This is a genomic window from Pantoea sp. UBA7232 (assembly GCF_002473195.1).
Lineage (GTDB): Bacteria > Pseudomonadota > Gammaproteobacteria > Enterobacterales > Enterobacteriaceae > Pantoea > Pantoea eucrina.
The window spans coordinates 269,930-287,747 of the sequence record NZ_DKTK01000009.1 but is presented as its reverse complement, the minus strand read 5'-3'; the positions used below and the strand labels follow the sequence as shown (position 1 = coordinate 287,747).

Sequence of the window (17,818 nt, the reverse complement as noted above, 5' to 3'; positions counted from 1 at the left end):
GTATGAGATGTGCTGGCAGTCCACTTACGCATAAAAGAGTTTTGGGGAGACATTACCTCGGATGAGCGAGCAGTTAACGGATCAGGTTCTCGTTGAGCGGGTTCAGAAAGGAGATCAAAAGTCCTTTAACTTACTGGTAGTCCGATACCAGCATAAAGTGGCGAGCCTGGTTTCACGCTATGTCCCTTCGGGTGACGTGCCCGATGTGGTACAGGAATCATTTATCAAAGCCTATCGCGCGCTGGAGTCGTTCCGCGGGGATAGCGCTTTTTACACGTGGCTTTACCGCATCGCGGTAAACACGGCAAAAAATTATCTGGTGGCTCAGGGCCGTCGTCCGCCTTCCAGCGACGTAGATGCAAATGATGCAGAAAACTTCGAAAGTGCGGGCGCGTTAAAAGAAATATCGAACCCTGAGAACTTAATGTTGTCTGACGAACTGAAACAAATTGTTTTTCGGACAATTGAGTCACTTCCTGAAGATCTCCGTATGGCTATCACGCTCCGGGAGCTGGATGGTCTGAGTTATGAAGAGATCGCTGCCATTATGGATTGCCCGGTTGGTACTGTCCGATCGCGCATATTTCGTGCCCGGGAAGCCATTGATAACAAAGTTCAACCGCTTATCCAACGTTAGTGATAACGGCTACTGAAAGGGTACCAAGGCATGCAGAAAGAAAAACTTTCCGCTTTAATGGATGGTGAAACGTTAGACAGCGAGCTGTTGTCCTCGTTGTCAAAGGATGTCGAACTTCAAAAAAGCTGGGAGAGCTACCATCTTATTCGCGACACCCTTCGCGGGGATGTAGGCGAAGTGCTGCATTTTGATATCTCCGCCCGCGTGGCCGCAGCCATTGAAAATGAACCGCTGCGCCCTGCGGCAACACCGCTGATCCCTGAAGCGCAGCCGGAACCGGCACGCTGGCAAAAAATGCCGTTCTGGCGTCGCGGTGGCAGCTGGGTGGCATCAGTCACGCAAATTGGCGTAGCCGCCTGCGTATCACTGGCGGTAATTGTTGGCGTGCAGCATTACAACGGCTCTTCTGCCGGTGGGGCAGCAGAATCCTCAGATGCTCCGGCGTTCAATACGCTGCCGATGATGGGTAAAGCATCACCGGTAAGCCTGGGCGTACCGTCTGATGCCTTTGAAACCAACAGTTCAAATCAGCAGGTTCAGGATCAGCGGCGTCGCGTTAACGCCATGCTGCAGGATTATGAACTGCAGCGCCGTCTGCATGCCGATCAGGTACAGTTTGAAAACAGCGTACCGCAGCAGGCGCAGGCCACCGTTCCCGGAACGCAGTCGTTAGGAACTCAACAGCAGTAATGAAGCAGCTCTGGTGCGCCGTTAGCCTTATGGCCGGCAGCCTGCTCTGGACATCAACCGCCCCGGCACAGACGTCGTCTTCCGGGGCGTTGTTACAGCAGATGGAGCAGGCGACTCAAAATCTCAATTATGAATTTGCGTATATTAATGTCTCACGACTGGGCATTGAGTCTCTGCGCTATCGTCACGCCGTGGTGGATAAGCGCGTCTTTGCGCAGCTGCTGCAGATGGATGGTCCGCGCCGTGAAGTGATCCAGCGCGGTAACGACATCAGCTATTTTGAACCCGGGCTGGATCCGTTCTCACTGCCGGGCAACCATATTATCGACGCGCTGCCTTCACTGATGTTTGCTGATTTCTCCCGGCTGGGTCAGGCGTATGACTTTGTGCCGGTAGGGCGATCGCGTATGGCTGACCAGATGTGCGAAGTTGTGCGTATTGTCTCTCGTGACGGTACGCGCTACAGCTATGTGGTCTGGCTGGACGTGGATACCAAACTGCCGCTGCGCATCGATTTGCTGGATCGCGATGGTGAAACGCTGGAGCAGTTCCGCGTTATCAGCTTTGCAGTGGATGAGGGCGTGCGCAATCTGATGCAGGGGCTTGAGAAGGCAAATCTGCCGCCGTCGCTCTCCCTGCCGGCGGGAGACAAAGTGGAGCTTAACTGGCAGCCTGGCTGGATACCGGCAGGCATGAAGCTGATTTCGCAGAGTCGTCGCGCAATACCCGCTATGAATAAAACCGTTGAATCGCGTCTCTACAGCGACGGGCTGTTCAGTTTTGCCATTAACATTGCGCCTGCCGATAAAAATAGCGTGCCTCAGCAATTGCGCACGGGACGTCGTACGGTGCAGACCGTTGTGCGCGATAATCAGGAGATCACCGTGGTGGGCGAATTACCGCCTGCAACCGCGAAACGTATCGCCAGCGCTATTGATGCAGGGGCAAAAAAATGATGAGAGAGTGGGCCACCGTAGTGGCATGGCAGGATGGCGTTGCCACGCTGCATTCTGAAGCGAAAACTTCCTGCAACAGCTGTTCAGCGCGTAAAGGCTGTGGCAGCCATGCGCTCAATAAGCTTGGGCCGAAGAACGCTCATGTCATGACCATTCCCAGCGCTGAGCCGCTACAGCCGGGTCAGCGCATTGAGTTAGGCATTCGCGAGAGCAGCCTGCTCGGCTCAGCGCTGCTGGTCTATATGACGCCGCTGTTTGGTCTGTTTGCTGTGGCTGGCCTGTTCCAGATGCTGTTTCACAGCGACCTCGCGGCCGCCTGCGGGGCGCTGCTTGGCGGCGTAGGGGGATTTATCATTGCTAAAGGCGTCTCATCCCGCTACGCCGGACGCGAAGCCTTTCAGCCGGTGATCCTCAGCGTTGCGCTTCCGCCTGATGCGCTGCGGGTTGAAGATGTCAGCTGATGCCGCCCGGGCCGCCTGCTGTGCGGCCTTTTCATTTCCCGCTTACCCGCTGAATTCTGTTGCAAATCCCACAGGTTCCATTCTTTAACGCGCGGCGTTAACAGTGTAATATGCGACGTCATTAATGAGGCCGACAGGGTTCCGGGTAAAGATCGCTTGCCTGAATGTGTCTGTGCTCACGTTTTCAACTGATTCTCTACGTGAAGATATTCATATAAATGAAGCACATACGAAATTTCTCTATTATTGCTCACATTGACCACGGCAAATCAACGCTCTCCGATCGTCTGATTCAGATTTGTGGTGGCCTGAGCGATCGTGAGATGGCGGCGCAGGTTCTTGATTCCATGGATCTGGAGCGCGAGCGCGGCATTACGATTAAAGCGCAGAGCGTCACGCTCGATTACACAGCGCCAGACGGTGAAACTTACCAGCTCAATTTTATCGACACCCCGGGCCACGTAGACTTCTCGTATGAAGTTTCCCGCTCGCTGGCGGCCTGTGAAGGGGCGCTGCTGGTGGTCGATGCAGGACAGGGCGTTGAAGCACAGACGCTGGCGAACTGCTATACCGCCATGGAAATGGATCTGGAAGTGGTACCGGTACTGAATAAGATCGACCTGCCCGCTGCCGATCCTGAGCGCGTAGCCGAAGAGATTGAAGATATCGTGGGTATCGATGCCGTAGATGCCGTGCGCTGCTCGGCTAAAACCGGCATCGGCGTGCCGGATGTGCTGGAGCGCCTGGTGCGCGATATTCCGGCACCGGAAGGCGATCCGGATGGCCCGCTGCAGGCGCTGATCATCGACTCCTGGTTCGATAACTACCTTGGCGTTGTTTCCCTGATCCGTATTAAAAACGGTACGCTGCGCAAGGGCGAGAAGGTCAAAGTCATGAGTACCGGTCAGGTTTATAACGCTGACCGCCTGGGTATCTTCACACCCAAACAGGTTGACCGCACCGAACTGAAGTGCGGGGAAGTGGGCTGGCTGGTGTGCGCCATCAAAGACATTCTGGGTGCGCCGGTGGGCGATACGCTGACGCTGCAGCGCAACCCGGCAGATAAAGCGCTGCCTGGCTTCAAAAAGGTCAAACCGCAGGTTTATGCCGGTCTTTTCCCGGTGAGTTCAGATGACTATGAGTCATTCCGCGACGCGCTCGGCAAGCTGAGCCTGAACGACGCCTCTCTGTTCTATGAGCCAGAGAGTTCAACCGCGCTGGGCTTTGGTTTCCGCTGCGGCTTCCTGGGTCTGCTGCATATGGAGATCATTCAGGAGCGCCTGGAGCGCGAGTACGATCTCGATCTGATCACCACTGCGCCAACGGTTGTGTATGAAGTGCAAACCACCGATGGCGAAGTGGTATATGTTGACAGCCCGGCCAAGCTGCCGCCGCTCAACAATATTGAAGAGCTGCGTGAGCCGATTGCAGAGTGTCACATGTTGCTGCCACAGGAGTATCTGGGTAACGTGATTACCCTGTGCGTGGAGAAGCGCGGCGTGCAGACCAATATGGTTTACCACGGCAACCAGGTCGCGCTCACCTACGATATCCCGATGGCTGAAGTGGTACTCGACTTCTTCGACCGTCTGAAATCGACATCGCGCGGCTATGCGTCGCTGGACTACAACTTCAAGCGTTTCCAGGCGTCAGACATGGTGCGCGTGGACGTATTAATTAACGCAGAGCGCGTTGATGCCCTGGCGCTGATCACCCACCGCGATAACTCGCAGTACCGCGGTCGCGAGCTGGTGGAGAAGATGAAAGATCTGATCCCGCGCCAGCAGTTTGATATCGCGATTCAGGCGGCGATTGGCAATCATATCATTGCGCGTTCGACCGTGAAGCAGCTGCGCAAAAACGTTCTGGCAAAATGCTACGGCGGTGACGTCAGCCGTAAGAAAAAACTGCTGCAGAAACAGAAAGATGGTAAGAAACGCATGAAGCAGGTCGGCAACGTTGAGCTGCCGCAGGAAGCTTTCCTCGCCATTCTGCATGTCGGTAAAGACAGCAAATAAGGAACCACAATGGCTAACATGTTCGCCCTGATTCTGGTTATCGCTACGCTGCTGACCGGCATCATCTGGTGTATCGATCGCGTGAAGTGGGCACCTGAGCGTCGGGCAAAACAGGCCGCTGCACAGGCGCAGGCGGGTAACTCCCTCGACAGCAAAACGCTGGCGAAAGTGGCTGCGCAGCCAGGCTGGATTGAAACGGCGGCATCGGTATTCCCGGTGCTGGCGGTGGTACTGATTGTACGTTCATTTATTTTTGAACCCTTTCAGATCCCCTCCGGCTCAATGATGCCAACGCTGCTGATTGGCGACTTTATTCTGGTGGAGAAGTTTGCCTACGGTATTAAAGATCCCATTACGCAGACCACGCTGATCCCGACCGGACATCCAAAGCGCGGCGATGTCGCCGTGTTTAAATATCCGAAAGATCCCAGCGTTGACTACATCAAGCGCGTGATTGGTCTGCCAGGCGATAAAGTGGTGTTTGATCCGTTCAGTAAAACGCTGACCATCAATCCCGGCTGCGGTAACGGTAAATGTGATACGGCGCTGCCGGTCACCTATACCAATATTGAGCCAAGCGACTTTATCCAGACGTTCAGCGGCTTTGACGGCAACGAGACCGGCAACGGCTTCTTCCGGAAACCGCAGGGTGAAACGCTGCGCGGTGGCCTGCGTCTCGGGACGCGCAAAGAGACGCTGGGCGATGTGACGCACAATATTCTGCTGGTGAATGAGGCGCAGAGTCAGGCGAACATGTACTATCAGCAGCCGGGCCAGCCGCAGGCGACCTGGGTGGTACCGCAGGGTCAATATTTCATGATGGGCGACAACCGTGACAACAGCGCCGACAGCCGCTACTGGGGCTTTGTGCCTGAGAAGAATCTGGTCGGTAAAGCGGTCGCTATCTGGATGAGCTTTGAAAAACAGGAAGGTGAGTGGCCGACAGGCGTACGCCTGAGCCGTATCGGCGGCATTCACTAAATACGAGTGGCTTCCTGTCTGACAGGAAGCCACTGCACACGAAACAGAACGCGCTGCTATCAGCCCTGTTTCGTATGCAGAGTTACAGACGCACAGAACAACTGGAATCGCATGAACCCCATTCTCATTACTAAGCTGCAGCGCAAACTGGGCTACACTTTTACTCATCCGGAACTTTTGCAGCAGGCTCTGACACACCGCAGCGCCAGCAGCAAGCATAACGAACGGCTTGAATTTTTAGGCGATTCAATTCTCAGCTATGTGATTGCCAACGCGCTTTATCACCGCTTCCCGCGCGTGGACGAAGGCGATATGAGCCGCATGCGCGCCACGCTGGTGCGCGGCAATACGCTGGCTGAGATGGCGCGTGAGTTTGAACTGGGCGAGTGCCTGCGTCTTGGACCAGGCGAACTGAAAAGCGGCGGCTTCCGTCGCGAGTCGATCCTTGCGGATACGGTAGAGGCGCTGATTGGCGGCATCTTCCTCGACAGTAATATCCAGACCGTTGAGAAGCTGATTCTCGACTGGTATCTGAACCGTCTGGAGCAGATAAGCCCGGGCGATAAACAGAAAGATCCCAAAACGCGCCTGCAGGAGTATCTGCAGGGTCGCCATCTGCCGCTGCCTTCCTATCTGGTGGTGCAGGTGCGGGGCGAAGCGCACGACCAGGAGTTCACCATTCACTGTCAGGTGAGTGGCATGGCCGATCCGGTCGTGGGCGTAGGCTCCAGCCGCCGCAAAGCGGAACAGGCTGCCGCCGAACAGGCTTTAATTAAGCTTGGACTCGAATAAATTGTTTTACGACAGCGCCATCCCGGCGCTGACTAAGTCAGGACCCGAATGAGCGAACACGAAACTTATTGCGGCTTTGTCGCGATTGTAGGCCGGCCCAACGTCGGTAAATCAACCTTACTGAACCAGCTGCTGGGGCAGAAGGTCTCGATCACCTCACGCAAACCGCAAACCACGCGCCACCGTATTATGGGCATCCACACCGAGGGCGCTTATCAGGCGATCTACGTGGATACACCCGGGCTGCATATGGAAGAGAAGCGGGCGATCAACCGCCTGATGAACCGTGCTGCCAGCAGCTCAATTGGCGACGTGGAGCTGATAATTTTCGTCGTGGAAGGCACGCGCTGGACGCCGGATGATGAGATGGTGCTCAACAAGCTGCGCGACGGCAAAGTCCCGGTGGTGCTGGCGGTGAACAAGGTGGATAACATTCAGGATAAAAGTATCCTGCTGCCGCACCTGCAGTTCCTGAGCCAGCAGATGAATTTCCTCGATATCGTGCCTATCTCTGCTGAGAATGGCAAAAACGTCGATACCATCGCAGCGATTGCCCGTAAGCGTCTGCCGCTGGCGGAGCACCACTTCCCGGAAGATTACATCACCGACCGCTCACAGCGCTTTATGGCTTCAGAGATCATCCGCGAAAAGCTGATGCGTTTCCTCGGTGCCGAGCTGCCTTACTCTGTGACCGTTGAGATCGAACAGTTTGTGGCCAATGAGCGCGGCGGCTACGACATCAATGGCCTGATTCTGGTAGAGCGTGAAGGCCAGAAGAAAATGGTAATTGGCAATAAAGGCTCGAAAATCAAAACCATCGGCATTGAAGCGCGACGTGACATGGAAGAGATGTTTGAAGCCAAAGTGCACCTTGAACTCTGGGTGAAAGTTAAATCGGGCTGGGCAGACGACGAACGTGCGCTGCGCAGCCTGGGCTACACAGACGATCTGTAACTGATGGAAGGCTGGCAACGCGCGTTTGTGCTGCATAGTCGCCCCTACAGCGAAACCAGCCTGCTGCTCGATCTCTTTACGGAAAGTCAGGGACGCGTTCGCGTCCTGGCTAAAGGCGCGCGCTCGCGTCGCTCTCAGCTGAAAGGCACCCTGCAGCCTTTTACGCCGCTGCTGGTCCGCTGGGGCGGACGCGGTGAAGTCAAAACGCTGCGTAATGCCGAAGCGGTTTCGCTGGCGCTGCCGCTCAGCGGTATCACGCTCTACTGCGGTCTCTATGTCAATGAACTGCTGTCGCGCGTGCTGGAGCAGGAGATCCCCTTTTCTGAACTCTTCTTCGATTACCTGAACTGTATTCAGGAGCTGGCCGCCGGCACCGCCTCGCCGGAACCGGCGCTGCGCCGTTTTGAGCTGGCGCTGCTCGGGCATCTCGGCTACGGCGTCGATTTTCTGCACTGCGCCGGCAGCGGCGAGGCGATCGACGACGCCATGACTTACAGCTACCGCGAAGAGAAGGGCTTTATCGCCAGCCTGGTGCTGAATCAGCGCAGCTTTACCGGTCACCAGCTGCGCGCCATTGAAGCGCGCAGTTTCCCCGATGCCGATAGCCTGCGGGCCGCCAAGCGCTTTACGCGCATTGCGCTAAAGCCCTATCTCGGCGGCAAACCGCTGAAGAGTCAGGAGCTGTTTCGCCAGTTTATTCCAAAGAAGAAACCCGATGCGCCGCAGGCGTAGCGGCGGTCAGACCACCTGAACGTATCGTCGCGATACACTGCACTGACATTAAATAAAGAGAAGCGTAGTTATGGCTGAGTTGCTGTTAGGCGTCAATATTGATCATATCGCTACCGTACGTAACGCGCGTGGCACCCACTATCCCGATCCGGTACAGGCCGCTTTCGTGGCCGAGCAGGCGGGCGCTGATGGTATTACCGTGCATCTGCGTGAAGACCGCCGGCATATCACCGATCGCGATGTGCGTATCCTGCGCGATACCATTCAGACGCGAATGAACCTGGAGATGGCGGTCACGGATGAGATGATCGCTATCGCCTGTGACATCCGGCCGCACTTTGTCTGCCTGGTGCCGGAGAAGCGTCAGGAGGTCACCACGGAGGGCGGCCTGGATGTGGCGGGCCAGCAGGCGAGCGTCAGCGCAGCGGTACAGCAGCTGTCAGAGGCGGGCATACTGGTGTCACTGTTTATCGATGCCGACCGCCGGCAGATTGACGCAGCGGTTGCCAGCGGCGCGCCTTATATCGAAATTCATACCGGCGCATACGCTGAAGCGCCGGAAGGGCAGGCGCGTGACGCCGAGCTAATGCGTATTCGCGAAGCAGCGCACTACGCTGCCTCTCTCGGGCTGAAGGTCAATGCCGGCCACGGACTGACTTATCACAATGTGCAGCCAATTGCGGCGCTGCCGGAGATGCATGAGCTGAATATCGGCCATGCCATCATCGGCCGCGCGCTCTTCAGCGGGCTGGCAGATGCGGTAAGCGAAATGAAGCAGCTGATGCGGGAAGCGCGGCGCTGATGGCGATTCTCGGCCTCGGCAGCGATATCGTGGAAATTGAGCGCATCGCCGGCGTTATCGAACGATCCGGCGATCGTCTGGCGCGCCGCGTACTGAGTGACGCGGAGTGGCAGCAGTATCAGGCGCATCAGCAGCCGGTGCGTTTCCTTGCCAAGCGCTTCGCCGTGAAAGAGGCGGCGGCCAAAGCCTTTGGCACCGGGATCCGCGGCGGACTGGCGTTTAATCAGTTTGAGGTGTTCAACGATGCGCTGGGAAAACCGGGTCTGCGCTTTTTTGAGCAGGCGAGCATCATTGCTGAACGGCTGGGCGTGCAGCGCGTGCACGTGACGCTGGCTGATGAGCGCCACTACGCCTGTGCCACGGTGATCATCGAGGACTGAGCGTTACGCGCTCAGTGCGGCCAGAGCTGCACGAATTTCTCCCACAGCGCGTCGCGGCTTTCGGCGCGCTGCGGGTCGCTGATAATCGTATTGTCGATAGGACAGACGCTCTGGCAGGTTGGCGTTTCATAATGTCCCACGCACTCGGTGCAGCGTGCCGGATCGATTTCATATATCGCCTTACCCAGCGCGATAGCCTGATTGGGACACTCCGGCTCACACATGTCGCAGTTAATACATTTCGCCGTAATCAGTAACGCCATTCTTCACGTCCGTTAATCCTCATTAAAAACGCGGTCATTATAAGCTGGTTTAACGCTTATATCAGCTTTTTCACCAGCGCTTCGCTGTGGCGGATGTGGCTCGATGCCCGCTCCGGATCGTGCTGCACCAGCGCCATAAACAGCAAATCTGTCAGGGCCAGCTGGGCGCTGGTTGAGGAGATTGCCGCGCTGCGCGTGCTCTGCTCCTCTGCAACGGTATAGAGGCAGATTGACGCGCACTGCTGCAGCGCATTTGGCGTAAAACCGGTAAAGGCCACCACATCCGCACCGATAGCGGCTGCTTCCTGTGCCGCCAGATTGATTTCGCGTCGTTCGCCGGTGTAGGAGATGGCCAGCAGGACATCGCCCGGCGCCATCGCCTGAACGCTGGCGAGCAGGGCGTGCATGTCCTGCTCTGCCACCGCGTTAATACCGATTTTCATCAGTTTCCAGGAGAAATCTTTCGCCACCAGACCGGATGCCCCGATACCCACCAGCAGAATGCGGTTGGCATTCTTCAGCAGATGCAGCGTCTCCATCAGCTTCTCTTCGCTGTTAATATCCAGCGTGGCGCGGATCGCGGAGATCTTCTCCGTCAGCAGCTTCTCTCCCACGATCTTCAGCGGATCGTCGCTGAGGATATGATTATGCACGGTGATCGCATCGCGATCCGCCAGCGATTCACTCAGCGCCAGCTTCAGTGCAGGAAAGCCTTTATAACCCAGCTTCTGCGCAAATTTCACCACGCTCGACTGGCTGACGCCCGCCTCTTCAGCCAGCCTCTGCGAGCTGAGATGGCGCGCCCGATCGGGCTGTGACAGTAAAAAGTCGGCCAGCCGGCGCTCATTCAGCGCCAGCCGGGGATAGAGCTGGCGGATTCGCAGCAGTGAACTCATGTTCGATCCTTACTCCCGGTTTCATAGCATGGCGCGGCTAACCTCTCCGCAGCATGCGCAGCAATAGTCAATATTCCATGACACTAAGAATAAACTATTCAGTGGGCTTTGTAGCTAGCGGAATTAAAAATCACAGCTTCGCTAAGCGCGGTTGCTGGCTACACTGTAGAGCAGCAACTGATTTAAAAAAGGAGAGAGGTTTGACACAGGACTCGCAACGCCGCGTCGTATTTTTCGACCTGGATGGCACGCTGCATCAGCAGGATATGTTTGGAACCTTTATGCGCTTTTTGCTGCGCCGGCAGCCGCTGAATCTGCTGCTGGTGGTTCCGCTGCTGCCGGTTATTGGCCTCGGGCTGCTGATTAAGGGCCGGGCAGCGCGCTGGCCAATGAGTCTGCTGCTCTGGGCAATCACGTTCGGGCACAGCGAAACGCGCCTGCGCGCGCGTGAAGCGGAGTTTGCGCAGTGGTTCCGCGAGCGGGTAGTAGCGTTTCCGGTGGTGCAGCAGCGCCTGACCGATTACCTGCAGAGCAACGATGCCGATGTGTGGCTGATTACCGGCTCACCGCAATCACTGGTGGAGCAGGTCTATTTCGATTCCGCCTTTCTGCCGCGTGTGAAACTGATCGCCAGCCAGATGCGGCCAGGACGCGGCGGACGCGTGCTGGCAATGCGCTGCCTGGGCCACGAAAAGGTCGCGCAGCTGGAAGAGCAGATTGGCACGCCGCTGCAGCTCTACAGCGGCTATAGCGACAGCAAGCAGGATAACCCGCTGCTGTTTTTCTGCCAGCATCGCTGGCGCGTAACGCCGCGCGGTGAACTGCAGCAGCTGGAGTGAATCGCGCGGCGTTTTTGTCTATAATGCGCCGCCTTTTGATTCTGCAGGAGTTACCCGGTGAAGCCACAAACTGATGAATACTGGATGCGTTATGCGCTGCAGCTGGCGCAGCGTGCCCGGGAGCAGGGTGAGGTGCCGGTCGGAGCCGTGCTGGTGCAGGGAGATAAAGTCATAGGCGAGGGCTGGAACCGGCCGATTGGCCAGTGCGATCCCACCGCACACGCGGAGATCATGGCGCTGCGCCAGGGCGGCAAAGTGCTGGATAACTATCGCCTGCTGGATACCACGCTCTATGTCACGCTGGAGCCGTGCGTCATGTGTGCCGGCGCTATGGTCCACAGCCGCATTACCCGGCTGGTCTACGGCGCGAAAGATGTTAAAACCGGCGCGGCCGGTTCGCTGCTGGATGTACTGGGGCACCCGGGGATGAATCATCAGATTGAGATCGCCTGCGGCGTGCTGGCGGAGGAGTGCGCCGGCATGCTGAGCGACTTTTTTCGTATGCGACGCGAGCAGAAGCGCGCGCTGCGCCAGGCACAGCGCGCAGATTAATTCATGGCGATTTTGGGCTCAACCGCCGGATAACCGGCGCCCAGCTCCGCTTCCAGCGCTGAACGCTGCGCCAGGCGGCGCTCCTGCTCCTGCAGATAGCCCACCAGGCTTAGCTGATACTTGCGGATATTCTCCACGTAGTTATACGCTTCATGCCCGCGCGCATAGCCGTAGGCGGTTTGCGCGTAGTAGCGCTTCTGGCTGAGCATCGGCAGGCGCAGTTTTACATCCGCCCAGCTGTCAGGGTTACCGCCCTGTTTTGCCGTCAGCCGGCGCACGTCGAGCATGTGCGCATATCCCATATTGTAAGCTGCCAGCGCAAACCAGATGCGCTCGTCATCAGGCACGCTCGCCGGCACTTTATCCATCATGCGCTGCAGATACTCACTGCCGCCGCGAATGCTCTGCTCCGGATCGAGCCGGTCATCAACGTTAAGACTATCCGCCGTGTTGCGCGTCAGCATCATCATGCCGCGCACGCCGGTGGGCGAGGTCGCCTGCGGATTCCAGTGCGACTCCTGATAGGAGATCGCCGCCAGCAGGCGCCAGTCCATGCTCGCCGCATATTTCTCAAACAGCGGTTTGATATCCGGCAGCGTATTGTCAATTGCGCGCAGGAAGGTGCGGGTATCAACATAATCAAACGTGCCAACGTGACCGAGGTACTTCTCCTCCAGCCGCGCCATGGTGCCTTCTTCACCCATCTGGCTGTAGAAATCGAGCATGGCCGCGTTGAGGCTGCTGTCAGCATTGCGCGGCAGATACCAGGTCACTGGCTCTTCATCGGTAATATCAAAGGCTACCGCCAGCTGCGGATGAATACGCTGCAGCAGGCCCACGGTCACCGAGTCGCCTACCGTGTAGTCAAGCTTGCCGTCAGCCACCGCCTCCAGCAGCGCTTTCTGTCCCTGATCGGTGGCGATAGCCCAGTCGAGATCGGGATAGCTGTTGGCTTTTTCTGCCCGCAGCGTGGAGAGATAGGCTGAGCCGGACTGCACCACCAGACGGCCTTTCAGGTCGCCCAGCGTGCGCGGACGCGGCTTATCGATACGGTAAACCAGCTGCTGCGACACCGAATAGTAGCTGGGACCGGCCTGATAGTGCGCCAGACGCTCGCTGTTATAGATAAGCCCGGCGGCGAGCAGATCGGCTTTTCCGTCATCGAGATCGTCAAACAGATCGCCCAGGCTGGGTCGCACAGTGACTTCCAGCCTGACGCCGAGGTAGTCTGCAAAGCGCTTTGCCAGCTCGTAATCCATGCCAGCCGGTGCCTGATTGACGGTGTAATAGGTCAGTGGCGAATTGACGGTGCTGATGCGCAACACACCGCGTGATTTGATCGCTGTCAGCGCGTCCCGATCGCCCCCGTACCAGGGGATTGCCGGCCACAGCGCCAGCGCCAGCAGCACGGTGATCAGACCGATAAACAGATAATTTAATTTTAGGCGTTTCAAATGGTTGTCTCTTAATGGCTCACAGGCCTCTGTCCTTTAAAGGCAGTATTGGTATTGTTTTTTACTCCCAGAGCGAGGGGCATTTTGCGCAACAAAGCGAAACAGGGCAACTCATATAGCAAGTTTTGCGCAAAATTCAGGCAAATCCCGTATGGCAGTTTTTCTGCGCAAACGGTTTCGTTACCCGCGCGCTTTCTCTATAATACCGCCCGTTTTCCCTGTTGCGCCCAAGGAAGCGTCGCCCGGCGCTTCGAAGACGAGAGATCTTTAATGATGGAAATTCTGCGTGGTTCGCCCGCTCTGTCAGCTTTTCGTGTAAACAAACTGCTGACCCGCTTTCAGAACGCTCATCTGCCGGTGAGTGATATTTACGCCGAGTATGTCCATTTTGCTGATGTTGCCGCACCGCTCAGCGCGGATGAACACGCCCGCCTGCAGCGTCTGCTGAAATATGGCCCTTCTCTCGCTGAACATGCGCCTCAAGGGCGTCTGCTGCTGGTCACGCCGCGCCCCGGCACTATCTCTCCCTGGTCATCGAAAGCCACGGACATTGCTCACAACTGCGATCTGCCGCAGGTTAAGCGCCTGGAGCGCGGCCTGGCGTTCTATGTTCAGGCGCCGCAGCTGACAGAAGCGCAGTGGCAGCAACTGGCTGGCCTGCTGCACGATCGCATGATGGAGTGCGTATTCAGCGATCTGCAGGCGGCAGAGCAGCTGTTTGCTCATCACGCGCCGCAGCCGCTGCAGAGCGTTGACGTGCTGGGAACCGGACGTCAGGCGCTGGAGCAGGCGAATAGCACGCTGGGCCTGGCGCTGGCGGATGATGAAATAGATTACCTGCTGGATGCCTTCACCCGTCTGGGTCGCAACCCCAACGACATTGAACTCTATATGTTTGCGCAGGCGAACTCAGAGCACTGTCGCCACAAAATTTTCAACGCTGACTGGATCATCGATGGCGAAAAACAGCCGAAATCGCTGTTTAAGATGATCAAAAATACGTTTGAGCAGCATCCCGATCACGTGCTGTCAGCCTATAAAGATAACGCTGCCGTGATGGAAGGTTCGGAAGTTGGCCGCTTCTACGCTGATGCGCAGCAGGGCGAGTACGCTTTTCATCAGGAAGCCGCGCATATCCTGATGAAGGTAGAGACGCATAACCATCCAACCGCTATCTCTCCCTGGCCGGGTGCCGCTACCGGTTCAGGTGGCGAAATCCGCGATGAAGGCGCAACCGGGCGTGGCGCCAAACCGAAAGCGGGTCTGACCGGCTTTTCCGTTTCCAATCTGCGTATTCCGGGCTTTGAGCAGCCGTGGGAAGAGGATTTCGGCAAGCCGGATCGTATTGTTACCGCACTGGATATCATGACCGAAGGCCCGCTGGGCGGCGCGGCGTTTAACAATGAATTTGGCCGTCCGGCGCTGAACGGTTACTTCCGCACCTATGAAGAGCAGGTTAACAGCCACAACGGCGTTGAACTGCGTGGCTACCATAAGCCGATCATGCTGGCAGGCGGGATTGGCAATATTCGTGCCGATCACGTGCAGAAAGGCGAGATCGTCGTGGGGGCCAAACTGATTGTGCTGGGCGGGCCGGCGATGAATATCGGCCTCGGCGGCGGTGCTGCGTCATCCATGGCCTCCGGTCAGTCCGATGCCGACCTCGATTTTGCCTCAGTGCAGCGCGACAACCCGGAAATGGAGCGCCGCTGTCAGGAAGTGATTGACCGCTGCTGGCAGCTGGGCGAAGCCAACCCGATTCTGTTTATTCACGACGTCGGCGCAGGCGGTCTCTCTAACGCCATGCCTGAGCTGGTCAGCGATGGCGGACGCGGCGGTAACTTCAACCTGCGCGACATTCTCAGCGATGAGCCGGGCATGAGCCCGCTGGAAGTGTGGTGTAACGAGTCGCAGGAGCGCTATGTGCTGGCCGTTGCGCCAGAGAAGCTGGCGCTGTTTGATGAGCTGTGCCAGCGCGAGCGCGCCCCGTATGCGGTGATTGGCGAGGCGACTGAAGAGCAGCACCTCTCGCTGAGCGACAGCCATTTTGACAACAAGCCTATCGACATGCCACTGGATGTTCTGCTGGGCAAAACGCCAAAAATGACGCGCGACGTCACGCGGCAGCAGGCAAAAGGCGAAGCGCTGCAGCGTAACGGCATCACGGTTGCGGATGCGGTTAACCGCGTGCTGCATCTGCCTGCGGTGGCTGAGAAAACGTTTCTTATCTCCATCGGCGACCGTTCCGTGACCGGCATGGTGGCGCGCGATCAGATGGTGGGACCGTGGCAGATCCCGGTGGCAAACTGCGCCGTGACCACGGCCAGCCTCGACAGCTATCACGGCGAAGCTTTCGCCCTGGGCGAACGCGCCCCGGTCGCGCTGCTTGATTTTGCCGCCTCCGGGCGTCTGGCGGTAGGCGAAGCGCTCACTAACCTGGCCGCTACCGCGATTGGTTCGCTGAAGCGCGTGAAGCTTTCTGCGAACTGGATGGCAGCAGCCGGACATCCGGGTGAGGATGCCGGCCTTTACGAAGCGGTCAAAGCCGTTGGCGAAGAACTCTGCCCGGCGCTGGGGATCACTATCCCGGTCGGCAAAGACTCAATGTCGATGAAAACCCGCTGGCAGCAGGGCAATGAAGAGCGTGAAATGACGTCGCCGCTCTCGCTGGTGATCACCGCGTTTGCGCGCGTGGAAGATGTCCGGCGTACCGTAACGCCGCAGCTGCAGGCGGAGCAGGATAACCTGCTGCTGCTGGTGGACCTCGGCAACGGTGCCAATACGCTGGGCGCAACCGCGCTGTCGCAGGTCTATCGTCAGCTGGGCGATAAGCCGGCTGACGTGCGCGACGCCGCGCAGCTGGCAGGCTTCTTCAACGCTATCCAGACGCTGGTCAGCGAACAGAAGCTGCTGGCTTACCACGACCGTTCCGACGGCGGGCTGCTGGTGACGCTGGCGGAGATGGCCTTTACCGGCCACTGCGGTATTGAGGCGGATATCGCCGCGCTGGGCAGCGATGCGCTGGCGGCGCTGTTCACCGAAGAGCTGGGCGCGGTGCTGCAGATCAACGCGGCCGATCTGGCAGCGGTAGAGAAGGTATTTGCTGACCACGGTCTGCGCAGCGCGCTGCATGTGATTGGCAAGGCGCTGCCGGGCGACCGCTTTGTGATCCGCGCCGGCGAGCATCCGGTCTACAGCGAAAGCCGCACGACGCTGCGTACCTGGTGGGCCGAAACCACCTGGCAGATGCAGCGCCTGCGTGATAATCCGGCCTGTGCCGATCAGGAGCATGAGGCGAAGCAAAACGACAGCGATCCGGGTCTGAACGCTCAGCTGACCTTCCGGCCGGAAGAAGATGTGGCTGCGCCGATGATCGCCACCGGCGTGCGCCCGCGCATCGCCGTGCTGCGTGAGCAGGGCGTTAACTCACACGTTGAGATGGCAGCAGCGTTCCATCGCGCCGGCTTTACCGCCGTGGATGTACACATGAGCGATCTGCTGGCGGGACGTCGCGGCCTGGAGGAGTTCCATGCGCTGGTGGCGTGCGGCGGTTTCTCTTACGGCGACGTACTGGGTGCCGGCGAAGGCTGGGCAAAATCGATTCTGTTTAACGATCGCGTGCGCGACGAGTTTGAAAACTTCTTCCATCGTCCGCAGACGCTGGCGCTGGGGGTCTGCAACGGCTGCCAGATGATGTCAAATCTGCGTGAAGTGATCCCCGGCAGCGAGCTGTGGCCGCGTTTTGTCCGCAATCAGTCTGAGCGCTTTGAAGCGCGTTTCAGCCTGGTGGAAGTGGCGACCAGTCCGTCGCTGCTGCTGGAGGGGATGGCAGGTTCACGCATGCCGATTGCGGTATCACACGGTGAAGGCTTTGTTGAAGTGCGCGACGGCGCCCATCTGGCGGCGCTGGAAGCAAAAGGCCTGGTGGCACTGCGCTTCACGGATAACTTCGGTAAAGTGACCGAAAGCTATCCGGCTAACCCGAACGGCTCGCCAAACGGTATCACGGCGGTCACCAACGAAAGCGGTCGCGTTACGATCATGATGCCGCATCCGGAGCGCGTCTTCCGTACCGTCACCAACTCCTGGCATCCGGCAGAGTGGGGCGAAGACAGCCCGTGGATGCGCATTTTCCGTAATGCGCGTAAGCAGCTGGGCTGATCTGCGTTTTACAGCAGGTGCCTGTAAGCAGTAAAAAAAAGCCGCCGCAGTAAAGGGCGGTTTTTTTATCTGACGCAGACGACTGTCGCTCAATTCCGACAAATCGCCTGCCGCACTGTCTCTTTATGGAGACACTTAACTCTTTGATTTATATTAATCAGAAAAATCCAGGCTAAATGCGTCGCTAAGCAGAGACACTTTCATATGGTCAGCAGCTCAGAGCCACCTGCCGGAGGCAGCGGTACTATGG

The 17,818-nt window shown here is 57.7% G+C and carries 17 protein-coding genes; 14 read left to right on the top strand and 3 right to left on the bottom strand.

The features are described from left to right. The first annotated feature begins 61 nt into the window (after positions 1–61). The 11 genes from rpoE to acpS all read left to right on the top strand — a co-directional run bounded on the left by rpoE (position 62) and on the right by acpS (position 9,403). Positions 62–637: an RNA polymerase sigma factor RpoE gene (rpoE, locus tag B4056_RS11265; protein ID WP_288654766.1), complete on the top strand. Its 576-nt coding sequence runs from the start codon at positions 62–64 to the stop codon at positions 635–637. Between the two features lie 30 nt (positions 638–667). Further along, on the top strand, positions 668–1,327 hold the full coding sequence (gene rseA / locus B4056_RS11260) for an anti-sigma-E factor RseA (RefSeq protein ID WP_039379711.1): 660 nt from the start codon (positions 668–670) through the stop codon (positions 1,325–1,327). Then, on the top strand, positions 1,327–2,283 hold the full coding sequence (gene rseB, locus B4056_RS11255; protein WP_094111709.1) for a sigma-E factor regulatory protein RseB: 957 nt from the start codon (positions 1,327–1,329) through the stop codon (positions 2,281–2,283). Before rseA ends, rseB begins: the two co-directional genes overlap by 1 nt. Then, a complete protein-coding gene (gene rseC / locus B4056_RS11250; protein WP_094111708.1) occupies positions 2,280–2,744 on the top strand; it encodes a SoxR-reducing system protein RseC in 465 nt (154 codons plus the stop codon). Before rseB ends, rseC begins: the two co-directional genes overlap by 4 nt. Positions 2,745–2,962: 218 nt before the next feature. Then, positions 2,963–4,762 carry a translation elongation factor 4 gene (gene lepA, locus B4056_RS11245; protein ID WP_039379703.1) on the top strand — a complete coding sequence of 600 codons (1,800 nt, stop codon included), beginning with the start codon at positions 2,963–2,965 and terminating at the stop codon, positions 4,760–4,762. 9 nt (positions 4,763–4,771) lie between these two features. Then, positions 4,772–5,743 (top strand): signal peptidase I, encoded by a 972-nt coding sequence (gene lepB / locus B4056_RS11240; RefSeq protein WP_104085297.1) that lies wholly within the window; start codon positions 4,772–4,774, stop codon positions 5,741–5,743. A gap of 111 nt (positions 5,744–5,854) precedes the next feature. Next, on the top strand, positions 5,855–6,535 hold the full coding sequence (gene rnc, locus B4056_RS11235; protein ID WP_039379698.1) for a ribonuclease III: 681 nt from the start codon (positions 5,855–5,857) through the stop codon (positions 6,533–6,535). A 48-nt stretch (positions 6,536–6,583) separates the two neighbouring features. Beyond that, on the top strand, positions 6,584–7,489 hold the full coding sequence (gene era / locus B4056_RS11230) for a GTPase Era (RefSeq protein WP_288654762.1): 906 nt from the start codon (positions 6,584–6,586) through the stop codon (positions 7,487–7,489). Between the two features lie 3 nt (positions 7,490–7,492). Continuing rightward, positions 7,493–8,221, top strand: coding sequence for a DNA repair protein RecO (recO, locus tag B4056_RS11225; protein ID WP_039379693.1), 729 nt, complete (start codon positions 7,493–7,495; stop codon positions 8,219–8,221). A 70-nt stretch (positions 8,222–8,291) separates the two neighbouring features. Next, positions 8,292–9,023, top strand: coding sequence for a pyridoxine 5'-phosphate synthase (gene pdxJ, locus B4056_RS11220; protein ID WP_094111706.1), 732 nt, complete (start codon positions 8,292–8,294; stop codon positions 9,021–9,023). Further along, a complete protein-coding gene (gene acpS, locus B4056_RS11215; RefSeq protein WP_039379688.1) occupies positions 9,023–9,403 on the top strand; it encodes a holo-ACP synthase in 381 nt (126 codons plus the stop codon). The genes pdxJ and acpS overlap by 1 nt, the downstream gene beginning before the upstream one ends. An 11-nt stretch (positions 9,404–9,414) precedes the next feature. On the opposite strand, the gene B4056_RS11210 is transcribed toward acpS, so the two are convergent. Together B4056_RS11210 and B4056_RS11205 are read right to left on the bottom strand one after the other, a co-directional pair. Further along, a complete protein-coding gene (locus B4056_RS11210; RefSeq protein WP_104085296.1) occupies positions 9,415–9,666 on the bottom strand; it encodes a YfhL family 4Fe-4S dicluster ferredoxin in 252 nt (83 codons plus the stop codon). Between the two features lie 56 nt (positions 9,667–9,722). Next, the gene (locus B4056_RS11205) at positions 9,723–10,562 is read right to left on the bottom strand and encodes a MurR/RpiR family transcriptional regulator (RefSeq protein ID WP_288654759.1); all 840 of its coding nucleotides are present in this window, start codon (positions 10,560–10,562) and stop codon (positions 9,723–9,725) included. Positions 10,563–10,762: 200 nt separating this feature from the next. Between B4056_RS11205 and yfhb the strand changes: the two genes are divergently transcribed. Together yfhb and tadA are read left to right on the top strand one after the other, a co-directional pair. After that, positions 10,763–11,401, top strand: coding sequence for a phosphatidylglycerophosphatase C (gene yfhb / locus B4056_RS11200; protein ID WP_094112077.1), 639 nt, complete (start codon positions 10,763–10,765; stop codon positions 11,399–11,401). Positions 11,402–11,458: 57 nt separating this feature from the next. Continuing rightward, positions 11,459–11,953: a tRNA adenosine(34) deaminase TadA gene (gene tadA / locus B4056_RS11195; protein WP_113655629.1), complete on the top strand. Its 495-nt coding sequence runs from the start codon at positions 11,459–11,461 to the stop codon at positions 11,951–11,953. Here the strand turns inward: tadA and mltF are convergent. After that, a complete protein-coding gene (gene mltF / locus B4056_RS11190; protein ID WP_039379675.1) occupies positions 11,950–13,407 on the bottom strand; it encodes a membrane-bound lytic murein transglycosylase MltF in 1,458 nt (485 codons plus the stop codon). The two genes, tadA and mltF, sit on opposite strands and share 4 nt — an antisense overlap. A gap of 270 nt (positions 13,408–13,677) precedes the next feature. Here mltF and purL point away from each other — a divergent pair, with 270 nt between their 5' ends. Beyond that, positions 13,678–17,568 (top strand): phosphoribosylformylglycinamidine synthase, encoded by a 3,891-nt coding sequence (purL, locus tag B4056_RS11185; protein ID WP_288654757.1) that lies wholly within the window; start codon positions 13,678–13,680, stop codon positions 17,566–17,568. The last annotated feature ends 250 nt before the right edge of the window (positions 17,569–17,818 follow it).